We start from the raw sequence: 22,513 nt of genomic DNA, 5'->3' as shown, positions 1-22,513 counted from the left end.
ACAAATTCCTAAACATCTTTCAATAACTTAAAAAATTAAATTTTAATAGACTGGAGAAAACGTATGACAGCATTAACAATTGCTCAATTAGAAAGCATGACATTAAAAGAATTATATGCTTTGGCGAAGCAATACAAATTATCAAATGCTAGTAAACTAAATAAAAAGGAACTAATTTTTGCAATCTTAAAAACCCGCTCTGAACAAGAAGGTTTCTTCTTCATGGAAGGTGTTTTAGAAATTATTCCTACAGACGGCTTCGGATTCCTGCGCCCGATTAACTATTCTCCTTCAAAAGAGGATATTTACATTTCTGCTTCCCAAATTCGTCGCTTCGATTTACGAAATGGTGATAAAGTTTCAGGTAAAGTTCGTCCGCCAAAAGAAAATGAACGTTACTATGGCCTATTGCAAGTTGATGCTGTAAATGGCGAAGATCCTGAAGTTGCAAAAGAGCGTGTGCATTTCCCGGCGTTAACGCCGCTTTATCCAGATCGCCATATTAAGTTGGAAACAGTTCCTATAAAACTTTCAACACGTATTATGGATTTAGTAGCGCCTGTTGGTTTTGGTCAACGTGGATTAATTGTGGCACCGCCAAAAGCCGGTAAAACATCTTTATTAAAAGAAATTGCCAACGCTATTACGACAAACCATCCGGAAGCGGAACTAATCGTCCTGCTAATCGATGAGCGTCCGGAAGAAGTAACGGATATCGAGCGCTCAGTAAATGCGGACGTTGTTTCTTCAACGTTTGATGAAGTGCCTGAAAATCATGTAAAAGTAGCAGAAATCGTATTAGAACGTGCACGACGTCTAGTAGAACAAAAACGCGATGTTATTATTTTAATGGACTCGATCACACGTTTGGCACGTGCCTATAACTTAGTGATTCCGCCAAGCGGCCGTACACTTTCAGGTGGTATTGACCCTGCTGCATTCCACCGTCCGAAACGTTTCTTCGGTTCTGCCCGCAATATTGAAGAGGGCGGCAGTTTAACAATTTTAGCGACTGCTCTTGTTGATACAGGCAGCCGTATGGACGAAGTAATTTATGAAGAATTTAAAGGAACGGGTAACCTGGAACTGCACTTGGACCGCAGCTTGGCAGAACGCCGTATTTTCCCTGCAATCGATATCCGCCGTTCAGGTACGCGTAAAGAAGAGCTTCTTATTCCGAAAGACCAGCTTGATAAATTATGGGCAATCCGTAAAACATTCAGCGATTCTCATGACTTCGGTGAAAAGTTCTTACGCAAACTACGTACAACAAAAACAAATGAAGAATTTTTCGAAAAGCTTGATACGGATATGAAGAAAGCTACAAACGGTAAAGGGTTGTTATAGAATTTAGGGGATTGAGCCAGAATGGAAATTAAGTTCTTGATATAGTGAGGAACTACATACATTCAATTTCCTAAAATAATATAAAATAGTTGCAACCTTTTTTAAAACTTGCTATACTTCTTTAAGTATGAAACGTGCACATATATAGCTGACCTCAACACATTACGTATGTAGTGACATATTCGGGCTATGTAAGGTGCAGTTCGAAAATACTCTGTTCCGGATGGTTCAGGGCGAGAGGAGAAAACGAATATGAAACAAGGTATCCACCCAGATTACAAAGTAGCAACAGTAACTTGCTCTTGTGGTAATTCTTTTGAAACAGGTTCAGTTAAAGAAAAGATCTCAATCGAGTTCTGTAACGAATGTCACCCATTCTATACAGGTCGTCAAAAGTTCGCTTCTGCTGACGGACGTGTAGATCGCTTCAACAAAAAATATGGTATGAAATAATACCTCTGCCCATTTCCACATTGCTGGAAATGGGTTTTTAATTTTTGGGATTTATTTGAAGATATTATGAAGTTATTAGAAAACTTTTACAGGTTATTAGAAAATCTGAATGGTTTATTTGAAAATCTCAAACCGATAGTAGAAAATGTACATATTATATTAGAACTTCAGACTTTTATTAGAAGAAATAAAAATATATTAGAAGAATTTAGAAGATATTAGAAAACTTTCGCACATGTTTTTCTAAAGAGAAATATTCTAATAAATAGAGGACCTTTTGCAATAGACGAATGGCAAAAAACTAGCTAAGATAAAAGAAGTGAAAAGTTGACCTTGAGTTTCATGCTCAAGGTTTTTTGTTGGTGAAAAACGAACTGGTAATTTTATTTAGAAACGGGGATAAATAAATGGCGCAATTATTTTATAAACATGGGGCGATGAATAGCGGTAAATCGATTGAAATTTTAAAAGTTGCCCACAATTATGAAGAACAGAATAAAGCGGTAATGATTTTTACTTCAGGAATTGATACGCGCGATGAAGTCGGTACGGTTTCAAGCCGAATTGGTTTAAGACGTCCGGCAGTTGCGGTTTTTGAAGATACAAATATATATGAAATCGTGGAAAAACACGAAGGGAAATTATATTGTGTACTAGTTGATGAAGTGCAATTTTTAACAAAGGAACATGTTTTGCAGCTGACTCAAATTGTTGATGAGCTGAACATTCCGGTTATGGGCTTTGGTTTAAAAAATGACTTCCAGAACGAACTGTTTGAAGGCAGCCGTTATATGACGATTTACGCGGATAAAATTGAGGAAATGAAAACAATTTGCTGGTTCTGCCATAAGAAAGCGACGATGAATTTACGAGTAGATGAAAATAAAAAACCAGTCCGTACAGGTGATCAAATTCAAATTGGAGGTAATGATAGTTATTACCCTGTTTGCCGCAAATGTCATTCCAATCCGCCACTATAATTTTAGGTGAAGAATAGATATTGAAACGACACAACAAAATTTAAATATATGAGTGCCAATGTGTAAATGATATGAAGAAAGTTCAACATAGATGTAGCAACAACCGCAAAATTTCTTTATACTAGTAAAGGTGCATTTTAACGTGACTCGTGAGAAGACGAGTGAAATACAATTAATAACAAAATAACTTTTAGAGGTGAAATATAGATGTTTGATCGTTTACAGGCGGTTGAAGACCGTTACGAAAGATTAAATGAATTGCTAAGCGACCCGGATATCGTCAGCGATTCTAATAAGCTTCGCGAATATTCGAAAGAGCAATCCGATATTCAGGAAATGGTAGATGTATACCGTGTATACAAATCGGTGAAAGAGCAACTGGCAGATACACGCGAATTAATGGAAATTGAAAAAGATGCAGAAATGCTGGAGATGATGAAGGAAGAGTTTAATGATTTAAATAAACAAGTTCCGGAATTAGAAGAGCGTCTGCGAATTTTATTAATTCCTAAAGACCCGAATGATTCGAAAAACGTAATTATGGAGATCCGCGGAGCTGCTGGCGGTGATGAGGCTAACATTTTTGCAGGTGACTTATTCCGTATGTATACTCGCTATGCGGAAACGCAAGGTTGGAAAGTGGATGTAATGGAAGCAACACCAAACCAGGCAGGCGGTTATAAAGAAGTAATCTTAATGATTAATGGTCAAGGTGCTTATTCGAAATTCAAATATGAAAACGGCGCACACCGTGTTCAACGTGTACCGGCGACAGAATCTCAAGGCCGAATCCATACATCAACTGCTACGGTTGCATGTTTACCGGAAGTTCATGTAGAAGATGTAGAAATTCATGAAAAAGATATTCGCGTTGATACATTCGCTTCATCTGGTGCGGGTGGTCAGTCGGTAAATACAACGATGTCAGCTGTTCGTATGACCCACTTACCGACAGGTGTTGTCGTTTCGATGCAAGATGAGCGTTCACAAATTAAGAACCGTGAAAAAGCGATGAAAATTTTAGTAGCGCGTGTAGCGGATAAACACCGTCAAGAAGCACAGGCTGAAATCGATGCAACACGTAAGACAGCAGTAGGAACAGGCGACCGTTCTGAACGTATCCGTACTTACAACTATCCACAAAACCGTGTAACAGATCACCGAATTGGTTTGACGATTCAAAAACTTGACCAAATCGTTGAAGGTAAATTGGATGAAATCATCGATGCACTTATTTTAGATGAGCAGGCAACACGCTTATCAAATTTAAATGAAGATGCATAAAACCATTTTTGAGGCCCTGAATCGGGCTTCTTCTTTTTTAGAGGAGAACGGTCGCGAAGGAAATGCCGCAAGAATTTTATTGCAGCATATTTTACAGACAAGCTATTCGGGTTTAATGATGAAGATGCACGATGTTCTACCTGAAGAGCAGCAACAGCAGTTCGATGATTTTATTCAAGAACATGTGAAAGGACTTCCTGTACAATATATAACAGGTGTAGAGGAATTTTACGGCCGTTCATTTGTAGTTGATGAATCGGTACTGATTCCTCGTCCGGAAACGGAAGAACTGGTTGTCGGAACGATTGAACGTATTCGCAAGTTATTTGGGGATAATCAAAAGCTGAAGTTTGCCGATATTGGGACAGGCAGTGGTGCGATTGCTATTACGATGAAAAAAGAATGTCCGCAGCTTGATGTAACAGCAACAGATCTTTCACCTGCAGCACTTGCAACAGCACAAAAAAATGCTGAGAAGCTGCAGGCAGAAATTGAATTTAAGCTCGGCGACTTAACAGAACCGATTGCGAATGAAAAATGGGATGTTGTACTTTCGAATCCACCTTATATCGCCTATGAGGAAATGGAGGAGATGTCCGATGTTGTCGTAGCTCACGAACCTCATCAGGCATTGTTTGCAGATGAAGATGGACTCTTGCTTTATTGTAAACTAGCAGAAAACTTACCGGCCCTTATGAAAAAGCCGGCATTAATTGGTCTGGAAATAGGATATACACAAGGAGAAGCCGTAGCGAATTTTTTCAAAAAAAGCTTTCCAAATGCCTATGTATCAGTCGTTCAAGATATAAATAAAAAAGATCGTATTGTTTTTTGTGAGATTAGTGAATAAAAAATAGATTCCTTGTAAACAATGTTTGCAAGGGGGAATGATTATGTTACATGATTACGATATTCAAAATGAATCCAATCTATTTTTAGCGATTGCTAAATTACTAATAAGTGTTTTATTTCTATATTGTGCTGCTACATTTATACCTACTTTCGTAGATGATATCCGCATTGATCAAGGAGAAAGCAATGACCAGTTAAAATTCCGCGTTATTGCCAACAGTTCGACAAATGCCGACCAGCTCATCAAGTATGAGGTAGTGGAAACAATTCAAACCTATTTGCAAAATACACCTGAATTTTCAGAAGATATCCACAGTGTGGAAAACATGTATCAGGAAATTCAGAAAACTTACCCACAATTAAAAATTACCTATAAGTTTGGGGATAACTTAATCCCTCCGAAATGGGTGGCTGGTCAGTTTTATCCGCAAAAAGAATATTATTCTGTTAACTTCATTATTGGACAAGGTCGTGGCGAAAACTGGTTCTGTGCAGTATTCCCAACGCTTTGTATAGTTAATGAGCCGGTGGAAAATGAACGGCCGCCATTTTTTATTGCTGAATGGTGGGAGAAACATATGGAAAAAAGTGATCCACAAAACACAGAAGAACTTGTAGAAAATGATCCAACTTACTCACAATTTGTGGATAGTTAAATCAAACATTTACAGAAAGGAGGAGAAAGTAATGCACACTTTTCAATTAATTGTGGATGAATTTGTGGATAATTCAGAAAATTATACACAGGCTGTGGATTTATTAAATAACGGCGAAATAGTCGCTTTTCCGACAGAAACCGTATATGGCTTGGGTGCCGTTGCGACAAATGAGCAGGCAGTGAAGAAAATATTCGCTGCAAAAGGACGACCTTCGGATAATCCATTGATTGTTCATATCGGAACGGTGGAAGAAGTATCGCTGTATACAACAAATATTTCGGAAGTTGCCCAAAAATGTATGGAGGCTTTTTGGCCAGGTCCATTAACGCTTGTTATGGATGTTAAGCCGAATGTTTTAGCGCCGAGTGTTACGGCAGGATTAGATACGGTTGGAATTCGTATGCCCGATCATCCAGTAGCACTGGAACTTCTTCAAACATTAAAGAAACCGTTAGCCGCGCCAAGTGCGAATCGCAGCGGCAAGCCTAGCCCGACGAAAGCTGAACATGTATTTGAGGATTTGCAAAACATTATTCCTTGTATTTTGGATGGAGGAATGACGGGAATCGGACTTGAATCGACCGTTTTGGATGTCACACTGGAAACACCCGTTATTTTGCGTCCGGGCGGAGTGACGAAAGAAATGCTCGAAGCAGTAATTGGACCAGTTGTTGAGCCAAGTCTGGAACAGCAGAAAATTGAATCGACACCGAAAGCGCCTGGTATGAAATATACCCATTATGCTCCGGATGCACCTGTCTATTTAATAGAAGCAAATAAAATAGCGATTGAAACGGCTATTGCCGAATTAAAACCGGTACATAAAGTGGCCTTATTGGCACCGCAAAACTTTGAAGAGATCGAGGCCGATTATTATTTTTCATTCGGGAATGCACATGATCTCGAACAAATGAGCGCTTCACTATATGATGCATTGCGTTCATGCGATAAAACGGATGCTACGATTATTTTAGCGACGGCAACATCAAAAACCGGTGTTGGTACAGCGATTATGAACCGTCTGGAAAAAGCGGCAGGCGGCAAATGGTATTCACTTTAAAAAATCAAACCACATCTTATAACAATGGGATGTGGTTTTTGTGTATAAACAAAAGGATATTTCCCCGCCCAAAAGCATAAATTACAACAGCGCTTAGTGGAAGAGGGGAATAGATGCAAGAAGTAGTTGCCGGGATCTTAATGTCGTTCGATGTCGTTGCATTGTATTTAATTGCTACAAATGTTAAGGCGAAATGGTTATTAGCTTTATGGACGGCATTTTTACATATGCTTTTTCCGTTACTCGGTTACCGCTTTGGGGAATGGCTTGCCGTCTATTTAACAAACTGGGCATCAGGTCTTTCTACATTATTATTGTTTTTTGTTGGACTGCAATTACTGCTCTCGAAGAAAGATGAAAGTTTTCCTGCGATGTCTTTACCGATAATTGCGATTTTTGCAAGTATTGACACCTTTTCAGTTAGCCTATCTTTTGGTATGCTAAATTTACAAAAATATGTTTTTGTTATTAGTGCCGGCCTCTCGACATTCATATTGTCATATGCGGCATTGGTAATAGCGCAAAAATCACCAATATTTAAGAATAATGCATTAAAGAAAGTAGCAGGACTCCTCTTGATTATTATGAGTGTGATGCTACTAAAATGGTAAATTAGAGGGTGTGAGGAACATTAATATTTATTTTATTTGTACAGGCAACACATGTAGAAGTCCTATGGCAGCAGCAATTTTACAAGCAAAAAACTATGAGAATATTACTGTGCGTTCAGCAGGTATTTATGCGCACGAAGGCAGTGACATGTCCCTGAACGCAAAGGAAATATTGCATAGAAAAAATATTTCGCAATCGCACCGTTCATCCCGATTTACGGTAGAAGATGCACAATGGGCGGACCTGATTTTAACGATGACGACCGCTCATAAAGAAATGGTCCTCCGTTTAGTAGAAGATGCGGCACATAAAACGTTTACGCTAAATGAGTATGTAGCGATGGAAACTGGTCTGGATATTCAAGATCCATTCGGTGGAAACCTGCAAGTATATGAACAAACGTACGAGCAATTGAACGAAGCAATCAACAAGCTGGAAACGAAATTGAAATTGGAGGATAAAATTTAACATGAACTCTCAGAAAAGGATCTTTAGTCTGCGCCGGAAACTCGTATTATTTGTCGGGATATTAGCGCTGATTACCTACACTTGCAGTTTTGTATTTATCGAATACTTACGCCCAATGTTTTTTGAATCGACAAGCACAAGCGTATTTCAGATTATTACCTATTTATTAGGGATCTTTTGGTCTTGTGCATTGGCTGCGGTATTTGGTTTAGTCATTGTTCGCCCATTACAGCAATTGGAGCGCAGTGCAAACCATGTAGCGGAAGGTAAAATCGGACAAGATGTCGAAATGCCGAAAACCAATGATGAAATTCGCTCAGTAGCAGAGGCATTCCAAACAATGGTGATCAATTTGCGCAAGATGGTAAACGGGATTGAAGACAATTATAAATCAACCGATGAAACGATTTTAAAGCTGTCGGAAGAAAGTATTTCTGTAACGAACAACGCTGAGCAAATTACAAGCAATATTAGCCAGATTTCATTGGGGGCTGAATCTTCGGCGGTTGCCATTCAAGAAACAGTGGAAGCCATTGAAGAAGTTCGTACATTAGCCGCGGAAGTGAACAATAAAGCGTTACATACCGCAAGTCGCTCAAAAAACCTTTTAACAAACTTAACGTCTACAACAGATGCCATCCATGGCGTTGTGAACAGTATTAAAAAAATCGCAACAGATAATGAAAATTCATTAGTAAATATTCGTGAGCTAGAAAAAAATGCCGAGCAGATTGAACGGATTATAGGTTTAGTAGGCGATATCGCAGGACAGACGAATCTGCTTGCATTAAACGCATCGATTGAAGCTGCACGAGCAGGTGAGCATGGGAAAGGCTTTGCGGTTGTGGCAGAGGAAGTGCGTGGTCTGGCCGATGAGAGTGCAAGTGCTGTTCAGGGGATTACAACATTGATCCACACAATGCAGCAAAATGTATCGGTTGTAGTTAAACAGATGAATGAACAAGTATCATTTGCGGTAAATGAATCGTCACGTGTTTCTGAAACAACGTCGGCAGTAGAAGGTATGACAAAATCCGTTTATGAAATGGCAGATGATGTCGTCCAAATTTCGGATTTAGTCGCACAGCAAATGAAAAATATCGAACATACATCACACCAGTCACAGGAAGTGGCGGCAATTGCCGAACAAACTTCTGCAAGCGCTCAGGAAGTAACGTCTGCTTCATTGGAACAGGCTGATGCGATCAAGCAAGTAGAAGAACTGGCAAGTAATTTAAAGCAACAGTCTGCAGAGCTTTATCGAATGATACAACAATTCGACCGCACACAGTAGATGGGAAGATCGTTTTAAAATACCGGATGGATAAACAGGCATGGTTTATCTGTTGGGTATTTTTTATTTGAAGGATGTTTTCTAATATCGGGGTGAGATTTTCGAATAACGGCGGTAAAGTTCTAATAAAATGTCTATCTTCTAATATATTGGCTGCTTGTTCTAAATTTCTTCTCAAATTTGCTAATAAAGGTTATCGATGTTCAAATAAACGTTGGCGATTTTCTAATATCCAAAGTGAATGTTCTAATAAATTCTACCAAGCTTTTAAAATTCTGAATCCCGTTTCAAAAACAAAAAGACTGGGTATGGTACACTATTGTTTACAATAATTAGTCCTGGGGGGATTTATATTGAACAAGATGAAGTACTGGTTACTAATGGGTGTAGTCGTAGCAGGTCTCGCTGCATGTGGTGATGCGGAGGACGCGGATACGACAGATTCTGTTGATTCTACACCAACCGAATCGACTGAATCATCCGGAGAAAAGGACGCAGCTGAAACTTCAGATGTCTCGGCAGGTGAAAAAGTGGCAAATGCCAGCTGTGTAGGATGTCATGGTGGTGACTTAACGGGATCAATGGGACCGGACTTAACTAACACTTCTTTATCAAAAGAGGAAATCGTGAATGTACTAGTCAATGGTAAAGGTGCAATGCCGCCGGGTACTGCAGATGGCGAAGAAGAAGCGGTAGCAGAATATATTTTATCATTACAATAATTGTTAAAGGCCTGCTCATAGTACATGAGCGGTCTTTTTTTAGTAAAACTAATTGTGCAAAAGCTTTTTAACATAACAAACTTGCGTAAAGCTGAACATTACCGTAATTAATAATGAATAAATATAAAAATATTACCTAAAAGTTAACAATAAACTATATTTCTCGATGTAATATTCGTCTTTATGCATGTATTTTGAAAGTTATTCGGAAAAGACGTGTTATTCTTCCGGAATAAATGGTACACTGATGGTGAATATAATAAGTAAATAAAATCGAGGCAGGAGGGATCTTCATGAAAATTGCAATTTCTTCAGATCACGGCGGAAATAATTTACGTAAAGAGATTATGTCACTACTTGATGAATTGTCAATCAGTTATGAAGACTTTGGTCCACAAACGGACGAGTCAGTAGATTACCCGGACTATGCACGTCCAGTAGCTGAGAGAGTAGCTGCAGGGGAATTTGACAGAGGAATTTTAATTTGCGGGACTGGAATTGGGATTTCGATTGCTGCAAACAAATTTAAAGGGATTCGTTGTGCACTTGTACATGACGTGTTCTCGGCAAAAGCGACACGTTGTCACAATGACTCAAACGTTTTAGCAATGGGTGAGCGTGTAATCGGTCCAGGGCTGGCACGTGAGATTGTTGCAACTTGGTTGGATACACAGTTTGAAGGCGGTCGTCATATTCGCCGTGTTGAAAAGATTACTGAAATCGAAGAAGGGTAACAGATGGTGATTCAATGACAAACTTACACGATTTGCAAAAAGATTTAGCGCAAGCATTATCCGAATTTGAGCAACAAGTGAAGTTTTCTGAAGGTCAGCTATTTGTCATCGGCTGTTCCACATCGGAAGTGATGGGTGAGAAGATTGGAACAGCTGGTGCATTCGATGTAGCGCAAGTTCTATACAAAGAATTTTCAATATTCGCGCAAAGACATAAAATTCACTTAGTTTTCCAAGGCTGCGAGCATATTAACCGAGCGCTGACACTCGAGGCTGCAGCTGCTAAAATGTACCATTTAGAACCTGTTTCGGTCATTCCGGTCCGTACAGCAGGCGGCTCTATGTCTGCATACGCTTTTACACAAATGGATGAGCCTGTAATTGTGGAAACCATCCAAGCACATTACGGGATTGATATCGGTCAAACATTAATCGGCATGCACTTAAAAGCGGTTGCTGTGCCTTTACGAACATCTGTTAAGCAATTAGGCGATGCAGTCATTACGTTAGCGACAACACGTCCGAAACTTATCGGTGGAGAACGTGCGCAATATACTGTAACACCTTAACGTTACATATATCATTTTGAATTGGAAACTCCGATCGAATCGGAAGTACATTTAGGGGGATTTGAAAATGGCATTTGAAAAATTAGCAGGACAAGACAAGGCAATTTTAGACGCAATTTTATTAGAGAAAAAACGTCAAAACACAAACATCGAACTGATCGCATCAGAAAACTTCGTATCGGAAGCTGTAATGGAAGCACAAGGTTCATATTTAACAAATAAATATGCAGAAGGTTACCCTGGCAAACGCTATTATGGCGGTTGTGAACATGTAGACGTAGTTGAAAACATTGCGCGTGACCGTGCAAAAGAATTATTCGGTGCAGCATATGTTAACGTTCAGCCACACTCAGGTGCACAAGCGAACATGGCAGTTTACCATACAGTTTTAAAACCTGGTGATACAGTACTTGGTATGAACTTATCACACGGCGGTCACTTAACACATGGTTCACCAGTAAACTTCTCTGGTATTCTTTATAATTTCGTAGAATACGGTGTAACTGAAGATACAAACTTAATAGATTATGAAGATGTTCGCCAAAAAGCATTGGAATCAAAGCCAAAATTAATCGTTGCTGGTGCATCAGCTTATCCTCGTGCAATTGACTTTGCAAAGTTCCGTGAGATCGCGGATGAAGTCGGTGCATATTTCATGGTTGACATGGCACATATTGCCGGCTTAGTAGCAGCAGGCGAGCACCAAAATCCAGTACCATATGCAGATTTCGTAACGACAACAACTCATAAAACGTTACGTGGTCCACGTGGCGGTATGATTTTAACGAAAGATGAAAAATGGGAAAAAGAATTAAATAAATCAGTATTCCCAGGTATTCAAGGCGGTCCATTAATGCATGTCATCGCTGCAAAAGCAGTATCTTTCGGCGAAGCATTACAACCGGAATTTAAAGATTACGCAAAACAAATTAAAGCAAATGCAGCTGCACTTGCAAAATCTTTAATGGATGAAGGTGTTGAAATCGTATCAGGCGGTACAGATAACCACTTACTTCTATTAAATGTAAAATCTTTAGGGTTAACAGGTAAAGTAGCTGAGCATGTATTGGATGAAGTGGCTATTACAACAAATAAAAACACAATTCCATTTGATACAGAATCACCATTCGTAACATCAGGTATCCGTGTAGGTACAGCAGCTGTAACTTCTCGTGGTTTCAAAGAAGAAGATGTAATTGAAGTTGGTAAAATCATCGCTTCAGTTCTTAAAAATCATGAAGATGCAGCAGTAAAAGAAGAGGCACGCAAACGTGTTGAAGCTCTTACAGCAAAATATCCTTTATACGCATAATTGAGTATATGCCTTTCTATTTACAGATTTGTAGATAGAAAGGTTTTTTTAATGAAAGAAATAACGCATAGACAGACAACTACCAGCGAATGCTAGTGTAGAATACATTTGTTCTTTAATTATTTTAGAAAAAGGGCGATTTTTAAAACATTACCGTCATAGTTTTCGTTGACTTTATTTTCTGTTATACTAATTTAGATAAACAACAGTTAGGAGATGTCAACGTGAGTAAAGTATACGTATTTGACCACCCATTAATCCAACATAAGTTAACTTATATTCGAGATAAAGATACGGGAACAAAAGAATTTCGGGAGTTAGTTGATGAAGTAGCAACATTAATGGCTTTTGAAATTACTCGTGATTTACCGTTGGAAGAAATTGAGGTAGAAACACCTGTAACGAAGGCAAAAGCAAAAGTATTATCAGGGAAGAAAATGGCGATTGTTCCAATTTTACGTGCAGGTATCGGAATGGTAGATGGCGTATTAAAATTAATTCCTGCTGCAAAGGTAGGGCATATTGGTCTTTACCGTGATCCGGAAACATTAAAGCCAGTAGAATATTATGCAAAACTTCCAGCAGACGTTGAAGAGCGTGACTTCATTATTGTTGACCCGATGTTAGCAACGGGTGGATCAGCTGTTGAAGCGATTAATTCACTGAAAAAGCGCGGGGCTAAAAGCATTAAGTTTATGTGTCTGATCGCTGCTCCAGAAGGTGTGGAAGAAATACAGAAATTACACCCTGATGTAGATATTTACATTGCATCTCTTGACGAAAAATTAGATGATCATGGCTATATCGTACCAGGCTTGGGTGATGCCGGGGATCGCTTATTCGGAACAAAATAATAAATAAACGAGACGTCCGTAAGCAGTTGCGGGCGTTTTCTATTAATACGGCAAGTGAGAGAATTAATTATAGATTAGACAAGGAGAAGAATAATGACGAAGAAGTTTAAAGTTATGACGATTTTTGGAACACGTCCGGAAGCAATTAAAATGGCACCTCTAGTGTTGGAACTGGAAAAACATCCGGAACAAATTGAATCGATTGTTACTGTAACGGCCCAGCACCGTCAAATGCTTGACCAAGTGCTGGAAACATTTAAAATTAAACCGGATTATGATTTAAATATTATGAAAGACCGTCAAACATTAGTGGATGTAGCGACAAATGCGCTTTTAGGACTGGACCGTGTAATGAAAGAAGCGAAGCCTGATATCGTGTTAGTACATGGTGACACGGCGACTACTTTTGTTGGAAGTCTGGCTGCTTTCTATAATCAAATTGCAATTGGCCATGTTGAAGCAGGGCTTCGTACAGGACAAAAATATTCACCTTATCCTGAAGAGATGAACCGTCAGTTAACAGGTGTAATGGCAGATCTGCATTTTTCACCAACTGAGCAATCACGTGCAAACCTGCTAAAGGAAAACAAACCGACAGAAGCAATTTTCGTAACGGGTAACACGGCTATTGATGCTTTAAAAACAACAGTAAGTGAACACTATACGCATCCGGTAATTGAAAAAATGGGTACAGACCGCATGATTTTATTAACAGCACACCGTCGTGAAAATCTAGGTGAGCCAATGCGTAATATGTTCCGTGCAATAATGCGTCTGTTAAGCGAGCATGAGGATGTTCAAGTTGTTTATCCAGTGCATATGAATCCGGCTGTTCGTGAAGTAGCCAATGAAATTTTAGGGGATAACCCGCGTGTTCATTTAATTGAACCGTTGGAAGTATTTGATTTCCACAATTTTGCTGCCCGCTCTTACATGATTTTAACGGATTCTGGCGGTGTGCAGGAAGAAGCGCCATCTTTAGGGAAGCCGGTGCTCGTATTACGTGATACGACAGAGCGTCCTGAAGGAATTGCTGCAGGTACTTTGAAGCTTGCGGGAACAGACGAAGAAGTTATTTACAAAATGGCAAAAGAATTGTTAATAAATGACGAAGCATATGAGGCGATGGCACATGCATCGAATCCATATGGAGATGGATATGCTTCGGAGCGTATTGTGGAAGCATTACTGCAATTTGCTCAAAAACAGTTAGTAAAAGAAAATGAAACTGCCGAAAAAGTAGAAACTCGGTAATCCAAAATATTACTGAAATTGACTTAAAAATGTAATTGATAACAGGGGATAGCATTTAACTCCTGTTGTCAAGTATTAAATTCGTTATTATTGCTAAAAAATTTTTTCTTGGATATGAAAAGTGTAACGTGATGGAAAAAACGCATGAAATAGCGAATTTTAGCGTTAGTGAAAAAATGCAAAAAATATTTATGCATAACTATACACAAATTTGTCAACAATTTGACAAGGAATGTATCTATGTGAAGTTTTTCACCATTACTAATTGACATCAAAAACCCCCTATTGTATGCTTACAAAGGGTAAGAATGATAAGAGTTTCGCCTAGTCAAAAGACGTTGAAACGCTTGTTATATCAAGTTTCTACTAGATTGACAGTTGAAACGAAACTCGTCAATTTGCAACGTTCTATGCGTCTGGATGAAGTCCGTTAAGATTAAGAGACAATTAGAAGTATGAAATGAATGCCCACTTTAGAATTGCTCTGTTGTGGAAATTATTTACTACTTGTAATGGCCTCTAATTTTGTAGTGCATTGACTACGTTTTAAATTCATTTAATGGTCGATGAACACTTTCTTTACTCGAAAAAAGTTTCAGGAGATTAACTGCCAATGCTAAATTTGCATCACGTTTTTGCAATGCAGAAGAAAGCGTTCTTTTTTTTGCTTGCTATTTGTACGTTAGGCTGGGGATTTTCGCCATATGATTCTATATTTGCTGGTCTAGCCCTAGGTGCTTTCTTTGGTACGTATAATTTTTGGATTTTACTTCGACGTATGGAAAAATTTGACCGTTCCATTAGTGAAGGGACAAAAGTAGCATCTATCGGTACAGCGCTTCGCTTTGGATCAGGTGTTGCCGCAGTCGCAATCGCAATATCGTTGCCACAATATTTTCACTTAATAAGCACGGTCATTGGGCTGATGATTCCGTACATCTTTTTAGTAGTAGAAAGAGTAGTACATCATATAAAAAGCCACTAAGGTGCATTTGAAAGAGAGGTGAATGCAAAAATGGATCATACAGCTCCAGAGCTACATTTGGATTTAGGCTTTATGACGCTTACTTTCAACTTATCTACAGTACTAACTCTCTTAGTAGCTGCAATCATCGTATTTATTATCGCTTTTGTTTCAACACGTACACTTGCGTTAAAACCGACTGGTATGCAGAACTTCATGGAATGGATTATGGATTTCGTGAAAAATATTATTAAGAGCAACATGGACTGGAAAACTGGTGGACGTTTCCACATTCTTGGGATTACATTAATCATGTTCATTGCAGTGTCCAACTTACTTGGTTTACCAATGGGTGGTATTGCTTACGGCAGTGATTTATGGTGGAAATCACCAACAGCCGATCCAGTCGTAACAATGACATTAGCGTCGATGATTCTAGTATTAACACAGTATTACGGTGTGAAAATGCAAGGTACAGGCGGTTATGCTAAAACGTTCTTCCAACCAATGTCATTTATGTTCCCGTTAAAAGTTATTGAAGAGTTTGCAAATACTCTAACTCTAGGTCTACGTCTTTACGGTAACATTTATGCCGGCGAGATTTTACTAACGTTACTAACTGGTTTAGCAGTTTCAAGTGCGTTTGGTTTCTTCGGTGCAATCGTACCAATGATGGCGTGGATGGGATTCTCGATCTTCATCGGGTTTATCCAAGCTTTCATTTTCACAATGTTAACGATGGTATACATGGCTCACAAAGTGAGTACAGACCATTAATTATAAGTTTCCGCATTCAATGTAGTGCGGTGATTTGAACCAAAAAAAATTACAACATCCAAGGAGGATATTATCAAATGGTAGGTTCAGTAGGTTTATTAGCAGCAGCAATCGCAATCGGTTTAGCAGCACTAGGTGCAGGTATTGGTAACGGTTTAATCGTTTCAAAAACAGTAGAAGGTATCGCTCGTCAACCAGAAGCACGTGGCGCACTTCAAACTACAATGTTCATCGGGGTAGCGTTAGTAGAAGCATTACCGATCATCGCAGTAGTAATCGCATTCATCGTAATGAACCAATAGTCTTCATTAAGATTATTAAAATCCAGTGGCGAAGTAGACTTCTTTTGAAACCCTTCGCCATTCGTTTTGTGTAAATAAGATATACCCTTTTTTATTTAATATTAATTACGAACAAAAAGTATGACAAAATATAGATTTAATTCAAGCTCTTGAAGGGAGTGAAACAATCGTGTTTTTAGACTATCTTGCACTAGGTGCAGGCGCAACTGGACTCAACTTAGGTGATGCAATTGCGACGTTAGTGATTTTCTTAGGTTTAATGGCACTTCTTAAAAAGTTCGCTTGGGGTCCTTTAATGGGTATCATGCGCGAGCGTGAAGAGCTGGTTGCAAGCGGAATCGATGCAGCTGAAAAAGCTAAAAAAGAAACACAAGCACTATTAGAAGAACAAAAGAGCCTTCTTAAAGAAGCTCGCACAGAAGCGCAATCAATCATTGAGAACGCTAAAAAGCAAGGCGAAGCAACTCGCGAAGAAATCGTGGTAACTGCACGCGCTGAAGCGAACCGTCTAAAAGAATCTGCTGTTCGTGATATCGAAGCAGAAAGAGAAAAAGCAATCGCTGCTGTACGTGAAGAAGTAGTTTCATTATCAGTACTTGCTGCGTCTAAAGTTCTTGGGAAAGAAATTTCTGAAGCAGACAATAGCGCATTAATTAAAGAAACGATTGCGAAGGCAGGCGAAGCGAAATGAGTCAATCGACTGTAGCAAATCGCTATGCTCAAGCAATTTATGAATTAGCATTAAGCAACAACCTTCTTGCTGAAGTAGGTGCAGATTTACGTGAGATCAAAACAGTATTGGCTACGAACGAAGAGTTTATGGCTTTACTTACTGCTCCGAAAATTTCTACTGATCGTAAGAAAGAGCTTATCGCTCAAATTCTAACGGGTGCACAGCCAATCGTTGTAAACATGGTTCAATTCTTAATCGAAAAGAAACGTTTAAACGAATTAACTGCTGTAGCAGACCAATATCAAGCATTATCAGCTGCCGCACAAGGTACTGCAGATGCAAAAGTTTACTCAACGCGTGAATTAACGGATGGCGAACGTGCAGAAATTTCTGCTGCTTTCGGCAAGTTAGTCGGCAAAGGGCAACTTAACATTACAAACATTATCGATGCGTCATTAATTGGTGGCGTACGCGTTCAAATCGGCAACTATATTTTCGACAGCACTGTAGCGTCTAAGCTAGAGGACTTAAAACGAACATTAGTTGGCTAAATCTTAAGAAATGTGAGAGGTGAACATACATGGGCATCAAAGCTGAAGAAATCAGCAGTCTGATTAAACAGCAGATTGAAGGTTATCAATCGGAATTAAAAGTAAGCGAAGTAGGTACAGTTATCACTGTTGGTGACGGTATCGCTCGTGCTCATGGCCTCGACAACGCCATGGCTGGAGAGCTTTTAGAGTTCTCAAACGGTGTTATGGGTATGGCACAAAACCTAGAAGAAGGTAACGTTGGTATCGTAATTTTAGGAGACTACCTAGGCATCAAAGAAGGCGATGAGGTTCGTCGTACAGGTCGTATTATGGAAGTACCAGTTGGTGAAGCACTAATTGGCCGTGTTGTAAACCCACTTGGAATGCCAGTGGATGGATTAGGTCCAATCAACACAACAAAATCTCGTCCAATCGAAAGTCCAGCTTTCGGTGTAATGGCACGTAAATCAGTACATGAGCCATTACAAACAGGTATCAAAGCGATTGACGCTTTAGTACCAATCGGTCGTGGTCAACGTGAGTTAATCATCGGTGACCGTCAAGTTGGTAAAACATCTGTAGCGATTGATACAATCTTAAACCAACAAGGCGAAGATATGATCTGTATCTACGTTGCAATTGGTCAAAAAGAATCAACTGTACGTAACGTAGTTGAAACTTTCCGTAAGCACGGTGCATTAGATTACACAATCGTTGTAACTGCATCTGCATCACAACCAGCTCCATTACTATACCTTGCTCCTTTCGCAGGTGTATCTATGGCAGAAGAATTCATGTTAGATGGTAAGCACGTATTAATCGTGTATGATGACTTAACTAAACAAGCATCAGCATACCGTGAACTTTCACTTCTTCTACGCCGTCCTCCAGGTCGTGAAGCATACCCTGGTGACGTGTTCTACTTACACAGCCGTCTACTTGAGCGTGCTGCGAAATTAAACGAAACATACAAAAACGGTTCGATTACAGCGCTTCCATTCGTAGAAACGCAAGCGGGCGATATCTCTGCATATATCCCAACAAACGTAATCTCAATCACAGATGGTCAAATCTTCTTACAATCTGACTTATTCAACTCTGGTGTACGTCCTGCGATCAACGCTGGTTTATCAGTATCACGTGTAGGTGGTTCTGCTCAAATCAAAGCGATGAAAAAAGTAGCGGGTACATTACGTCTTGACTTGGCAGCATTCCGTGAGTTAGAGTCATTCGCTCAGTTCGGATCTGACTTAGACGCAATCACACTTGCTAAATTAGAGCGTGGTAAACGTACAGTTGAAGTTTTAAAACAAGACTTAAACAAACCACTTAAAGTTGAAAAACAAGTTGCGATCCTTTATGCATTAACTAAAGGTCACTTAGATGATATTCCAGTACAAGACATCGTTCGTTTCGAAAACGAATTCTTAAGCTGGTTAGATACAAACCACACAAATGTTTTAGATCATGTTCGTACAACTAAAGAACTTGCTCCAGACGCAGAGTATGTTGAAGCTATCAATGCGTTCAAAAAGACTTTCGCTAAATCTGAGTAAGAATTGAACGGTTTTTCACGCACAATACTGTAGCGTGAAAAACTGGACAACTCTTTTTTAATAAGAGCTTGATAAAAATCTAAAGGTGGTGAAATACCAGTGGTAAACTTACGCGAAATTAAAGGTCGTATTAACTCTACAAAGTCAACGAAACAAATTACGAAAGCGATGCAGATGGTTTCTTCTTCAAAGTTACGTCGTGCAGAGCAAAACGCTAAGTCTTACGTTCCATACATGGAAAAAATCCAGGACGTAGTAGGCGCAATCGCAACAGGTACAAAAGACAGCGGACATCCAATGTTAACTTCTCGTCCTGTTAAGAAAACAGCTTACTTAGTCATCGGTTCTGACCGTGGTCTGGCAGGTGCTTACAACTCAAGCATCTTACGTCAAGTTCAAAGCACTATTGATAAACGTCACAAGTCTAAAGATGAGTACGTAGTTTTAGTAGTAGGTCGTGTTGTTCGTGATTACTTTGTAAAGCGTGGACACAATGTTATCGCAGATGTCGTTGCTCTACCGGACCAACCGTCATTTGCTGATATTAAAGAAATCGCTCGTAATGCTGTTGGTATGTTCATTGATGGTACGTATGATGAACTTTATATGTACTACAATCACTTCGTATCTGCAATTCAAAACGAAGTGACTATGAAAAAAGTTCTTCCTCTAACTGACATTGCACCTTCAACAAGCAATGCTTCTTATGAATTTGAGCCATCAGGCGAAGCCATTTTAGAAGTATTACTTCCACAATATGCGGAAAGCTTAATTTACGGCGCGATTTTAGACGGAAAAGCGAGTGAACATTCAGCGCGTATGACAGCAATGAAAAACGCTACAGACAATGCAAACGATCTTATTGCAGACCTTTCTCTACAATATAACCGTGCACGTCAAGCGGCGATTACACAAGAAATTACAGAAATCGTTGGTGGAGCTGCTGCCTTAGAATAGGGCGCACTCACCAATGTCGTATAAGAATACGATAGGAGGGTACAAAGTAATGAACAAAGGACACGTTCTTCAAGTAATGGGTCCAGTAGTAGACGTAAAGTTTGCTAATGGTCAATTACCAGCAATTTATAACGCATTAACAGTTACAATTGAACGTCCTAACGAAGCTCCAACTACTCTTGCATTAGAAGTAGCGCTTCACTTAGGTGACGATTCTGTTCGTACGATTGCCATGTCATCTACTGACGGTTTACAACGTGGAGCAGAAGTAACAAACTCAGGAGCACCAATCTCAGTACCAGTTGGTGAAGCTACATTAGGTCGCGTATTTAACGTACTTGGTGAAGTTATCGACTTAGGTGAAGAAATTCCTGCTGAAGTTCGTCGTGATTCAATTCACCGCGAAGCTCCAACATTCGATGAATTATCAACTACTGTAGAAATCCTAGAAACAGGTATCAAAGTAGTAGACTTATTAGCACCATACATCAAAGGTGGTAAAATCGGTCTATTCGGTGGTGCCGGCGTAGGTAAAACAGTATTAATCCAAGAATTAATCAACAACATCGCACAAGAGCACGCAGGTATTTCTGTATTCGCAGGTGTAGGTGAGCGTACTCGTGAGGGTAACGACTTATTCTTCGAAATGACAGATTCAGGCGTAATCAAACAAACAGCGATGGTATTCGGTCAAATGAATGAGCCACCAGGAGCACGTATGCGCGTAGCTTTAACTGGTTTAACAATGGCTGAGTTCTTCCGTGATGAGCAAGGTGCAGACGTACTTTTATTCATCGACAACATTTTCCGTTTCACACAAGCAGGTTCTGAGGTTTCTGCCCTATTAGGTCGTATGCCTTCAGCGGTAGGTTACCAACCAACACTTGCTACAGAAATGGGTAAATTACAAGAGCGTATCACATCTACTACTAAAGGTTCTGTAACTTCGATCCAAGCGATTTACGTACCAGCCGATGACTATACTGACCCGGCTCCGGCTACAACTTTCGCCCACTTAGATGCTACAACTAACCTTGAGCGTAAATTATCTGAAATGGGTATCTATCCAGCGGTAGACCCACTAGCTTCAACTTCTCGTGCATTATCACCAGAAATCGTTGGACCAGAACATTACGCAATCGCTACTGGTGTTCAACGTACAATCCAACGTTACCGTGAACTGCAAGATATCATTGCTATCTTAGGTATGGATGAGCTAGGTGACGAAGATAAGAAAACAGTTGAACGTGCTCGTCGTATCCAGTTCTTCTTATCTCAAAACTTCCACGTAGCAGAGCAATTCACTGGTCAAAAAGGTTCTTATGTACCTGTAAAAGAAACTGTTCGTTCATTCAAGGAAATCCTTGATGGCAAATGGGATCACTTACCAGAAGATGCTTTCCGTCTAGTTGGTTCTATTGATGAAGTAGTAGCGAAAGCTAAAGAAATGGGCGTACAAGTCTAATTAGCTGACGAGGAGGAAAAAATATGAAGACAGTTACAGTCAATATTGTCACTCCCGACGGCTCAGTATACGATTCAGAAGTAACGATGGTAATCGCTAAAACGACTTCAGGTGAAATTGGTGTCTTAGCTGGCCATATTCCTATGGTTGCTCCACTAACAATTGGTTCTGTGAAGCTTAAAAAAGCAGACGGCACTACAGATGTCGCAGCGGTTAGCGGTGGTTTCATTGAAGTTCGCCCTGAAAAAATCTCGATTTTAGCTCCTTCTGCAGAAGTTGCTTCTTCAATCGATATTGCCCGTGCTAAAGAAGCTTTAGCTCGTGCTGAAGGTCGCCTTCAAAAGAAACAAGATGACATCGATTTCACACGCGCGGAATTATCTTTAAAACGTGCGATGAATCGTATCAATGTTCATGAGGGTAATATCTAATGTTTTACAAGCGGGCAGATTCTTTCTGCCTGCTTTTTTTGTAGACGGACAATAAGGGTATAAACAGTCTGAAACACGTTTCGTTATCATCTTGGGCAAGGTGTTTAAAGGAGTGAGGAAAATGGATTTTTATGTCGAGGCTGGCCAACAAGCAATCGTTAATGTGTTAGCATATATTATATTTATAGGAATTGCTCTTTATGCATTACAAGGATTAAGAGTCGAACAATTATTTAAAAAAGGAAAAACTTTTCAAATTCAGCTCTTTTATATTTTGACGAGTATTGTAATTGGTTCAGTTGTAGCGGATTTCTTTTTAAACTTTTTAAGCTGGTCGCAAACGATTCCCTATATTTTTAGTTAAAACAGGAAATAGCTGCAGTTTTATTTCTTGTAAAGGG

The 22,513-nt window shown here is 39.5% G+C and carries 26 protein-coding genes; all 26 read left to right on the top strand.

Features of this window, described 5'->3' with window-relative positions; translation table 11 throughout:
- Positions 1-63 precede the first annotated feature (63 nt).
- The 26 genes from rho to CBM15_RS02855 all read left to right on the top strand — a co-directional run bounded on the left by rho (position 64) and on the right by CBM15_RS02855 (position 22,476).
- A complete protein-coding gene (gene rho, locus CBM15_RS02985) occupies positions 64-1,347 on the top strand; it encodes a transcription termination factor Rho (protein ID WP_087615672.1) in 1,284 nt (427 codons plus the stop codon).
- A gap of 252 nt (positions 1,348-1,599) precedes the next feature.
- On the top strand, positions 1,600-1,800 hold the full coding sequence (gene rpmE, locus CBM15_RS02980; protein ID WP_008404481.1) for a 50S ribosomal protein L31: 201 nt from the start codon (positions 1,600-1,602) through the stop codon (positions 1,798-1,800).
- A 407-nt stretch (positions 1,801-2,207) separates the two neighbouring features.
- Positions 2,208-2,780 (top strand): thymidine kinase, encoded by a 573-nt coding sequence (locus tag CBM15_RS02975; RefSeq protein ID WP_008404479.1) that lies wholly within the window; start codon positions 2,208-2,210, stop codon positions 2,778-2,780.
- A gap of 207 nt (positions 2,781-2,987) precedes the next feature.
- Positions 2,988-4,064, top strand: a complete 1,077-nt coding sequence (gene prfA, locus CBM15_RS02970) for a peptide chain release factor 1 (protein ID WP_087615671.1) — start codon at positions 2,988-2,990, stop codon at positions 4,062-4,064.
- Positions 4,051-4,914, top strand: a complete 864-nt coding sequence (gene prmC, locus CBM15_RS02965) for a peptide chain release factor N(5)-glutamine methyltransferase (RefSeq protein WP_087615670.1) — start codon at positions 4,051-4,053, stop codon at positions 4,912-4,914. The genes prfA and prmC overlap by 14 nt, the downstream gene beginning before the upstream one ends.
- Before the next feature lie 43 nt (positions 4,915-4,957).
- Entirely contained in the window at positions 4,958-5,572 is a 615-nt protein-coding gene (locus CBM15_RS02960; protein ID WP_008404472.1) for a stage II sporulation protein R, read from the top strand.
- Positions 5,573-5,603: 31 nt separating this feature from the next.
- Positions 5,604-6,635, top strand: a complete 1,032-nt coding sequence (locus CBM15_RS02955) for an L-threonylcarbamoyladenylate synthase (RefSeq protein WP_087615669.1) — start codon at positions 5,604-5,606, stop codon at positions 6,633-6,635.
- Positions 6,636-6,748: 113 nt separating this feature from the next.
- Positions 6,749-7,246, top strand: coding sequence for a manganese efflux pump (locus tag CBM15_RS02950; RefSeq protein WP_008404468.1), 498 nt, complete (start codon positions 6,749-6,751; stop codon positions 7,244-7,246).
- Between the two features lie 10 nt (positions 7,247-7,256).
- On the top strand, positions 7,257-7,715 hold the full coding sequence (locus CBM15_RS02945) for a low molecular weight protein arginine phosphatase (RefSeq protein ID WP_420820138.1): 459 nt from the start codon (positions 7,257-7,259) through the stop codon (positions 7,713-7,715).
- Between the two features lies 1 nt (position 7,716).
- Positions 7,717-9,009 carry a methyl-accepting chemotaxis protein gene (locus CBM15_RS02940; protein WP_087615668.1) on the top strand — a complete coding sequence of 431 codons (1,293 nt, stop codon included), beginning with the start codon at positions 7,717-7,719 and terminating at the stop codon, positions 9,007-9,009.
- 362 nt (positions 9,010-9,371) lie between these two features.
- Positions 9,372-9,731, top strand: coding sequence for a c-type cytochrome (locus CBM15_RS02935; protein WP_239534748.1), 360 nt, complete (start codon positions 9,372-9,374; stop codon positions 9,729-9,731).
- A gap of 293 nt (positions 9,732-10,024) precedes the next feature.
- Positions 10,025-10,465 carry a ribose 5-phosphate isomerase B gene (gene rpiB, locus CBM15_RS02930; RefSeq protein ID WP_087615666.1) on the top strand — a complete coding sequence of 147 codons (441 nt, stop codon included), beginning with the start codon at positions 10,025-10,027 and terminating at the stop codon, positions 10,463-10,465.
- A 14-nt stretch (positions 10,466-10,479) separates the two neighbouring features.
- Positions 10,480-11,034, top strand: a complete 555-nt coding sequence (locus tag CBM15_RS02925; protein ID WP_008404459.1) for a TIGR01440 family protein — start codon at positions 10,480-10,482, stop codon at positions 11,032-11,034.
- A gap of 67 nt (positions 11,035-11,101) precedes the next feature.
- On the top strand, positions 11,102-12,346 hold the full coding sequence (glyA, locus tag CBM15_RS02920; protein ID WP_008404457.1) for a serine hydroxymethyltransferase: 1,245 nt from the start codon (positions 11,102-11,104) through the stop codon (positions 12,344-12,346).
- Between the two features lie 224 nt (positions 12,347-12,570).
- Positions 12,571-13,200: a uracil phosphoribosyltransferase gene (gene upp, locus CBM15_RS02915; protein ID WP_087615665.1), complete on the top strand. Its 630-nt coding sequence runs from the start codon at positions 12,571-12,573 to the stop codon at positions 13,198-13,200.
- Between the two features lie 93 nt (positions 13,201-13,293).
- The gene (gene wecB, locus CBM15_RS02910) at positions 13,294-14,454 is read left to right on the top strand and encodes a non-hydrolyzing UDP-N-acetylglucosamine 2-epimerase (RefSeq protein WP_087615664.1); all 1,161 of its coding nucleotides are present in this window, start codon (positions 13,294-13,296) and stop codon (positions 14,452-14,454) included.
- Between the two features lie 613 nt (positions 14,455-15,067).
- Positions 15,068-15,439, top strand: coding sequence for an ATP synthase subunit I (locus tag CBM15_RS02900; RefSeq protein WP_008404453.1), 372 nt, complete (start codon positions 15,068-15,070; stop codon positions 15,437-15,439).
- A 30-nt stretch (positions 15,440-15,469) separates the two neighbouring features.
- The gene (gene atpB / locus CBM15_RS02895; protein ID WP_087615663.1) at positions 15,470-16,195 is read left to right on the top strand and encodes a F0F1 ATP synthase subunit A; all 726 of its coding nucleotides are present in this window, start codon (positions 15,470-15,472) and stop codon (positions 16,193-16,195) included.
- Positions 16,196-16,272: 77 nt separating this feature from the next.
- Positions 16,273-16,497, top strand: coding sequence for a F0F1 ATP synthase subunit C (gene atpE / locus CBM15_RS02890; RefSeq protein WP_008404451.1), 225 nt, complete (start codon positions 16,273-16,275; stop codon positions 16,495-16,497).
- Between the two features lie 169 nt (positions 16,498-16,666).
- Positions 16,667-17,188 carry a F0F1 ATP synthase subunit B gene (gene atpF, locus CBM15_RS02885; RefSeq protein ID WP_008404450.1) on the top strand — a complete coding sequence of 174 codons (522 nt, stop codon included), beginning with the start codon at positions 16,667-16,669 and terminating at the stop codon, positions 17,186-17,188.
- Entirely contained in the window at positions 17,185-17,721 is a 537-nt protein-coding gene (locus tag CBM15_RS02880) for a F0F1 ATP synthase subunit delta (RefSeq protein WP_008404449.1), read from the top strand. Before atpF ends, CBM15_RS02880 begins: the two co-directional genes overlap by 4 nt.
- A 29-nt stretch (positions 17,722-17,750) precedes the next feature.
- Positions 17,751-19,259 (top strand): F0F1 ATP synthase subunit alpha, encoded by a 1,509-nt coding sequence (gene atpA / locus CBM15_RS02875; protein WP_008404448.1) that lies wholly within the window; start codon positions 17,751-17,753, stop codon positions 19,257-19,259.
- Positions 19,260-19,358: 99 nt separating this feature from the next.
- Positions 19,359-20,216, top strand: coding sequence for an ATP synthase F1 subunit gamma (atpG, locus tag CBM15_RS02870; protein ID WP_008404447.1), 858 nt, complete (start codon positions 19,359-19,361; stop codon positions 20,214-20,216).
- A 49-nt stretch (positions 20,217-20,265) separates the two neighbouring features.
- Positions 20,266-21,681 carry a F0F1 ATP synthase subunit beta gene (gene atpD, locus CBM15_RS02865; RefSeq protein ID WP_008404446.1) on the top strand — a complete coding sequence of 472 codons (1,416 nt, stop codon included), beginning with the start codon at positions 20,266-20,268 and terminating at the stop codon, positions 21,679-21,681.
- Positions 21,682-21,704: 23 nt separating this feature from the next.
- On the top strand, positions 21,705-22,112 hold the full coding sequence (locus CBM15_RS02860; protein WP_008404445.1) for a F0F1 ATP synthase subunit epsilon: 408 nt from the start codon (positions 21,705-21,707) through the stop codon (positions 22,110-22,112).
- Between the two features lie 121 nt (positions 22,113-22,233).
- Positions 22,234-22,476: a DUF1146 family protein gene (locus tag CBM15_RS02855; protein WP_087615662.1), complete on the top strand. Its 243-nt coding sequence runs from the start codon at positions 22,234-22,236 to the stop codon at positions 22,474-22,476.
- Positions 22,477-22,513: the final 37 nt, after the last annotated feature.

Origin of the sequence: Solibacillus kalamii (assembly GCF_002174535.1) — a bacterium.
Taxonomy (GTDB): Bacteria; Bacillota; Bacilli; order Bacillales_A; family Planococcaceae; genus Solibacillus; species Solibacillus silvestris.
The sequence above is the reverse complement of the archived record's forward strand: the minus strand, read 5'-3'. Positions and strand labels throughout refer to the sequence as shown.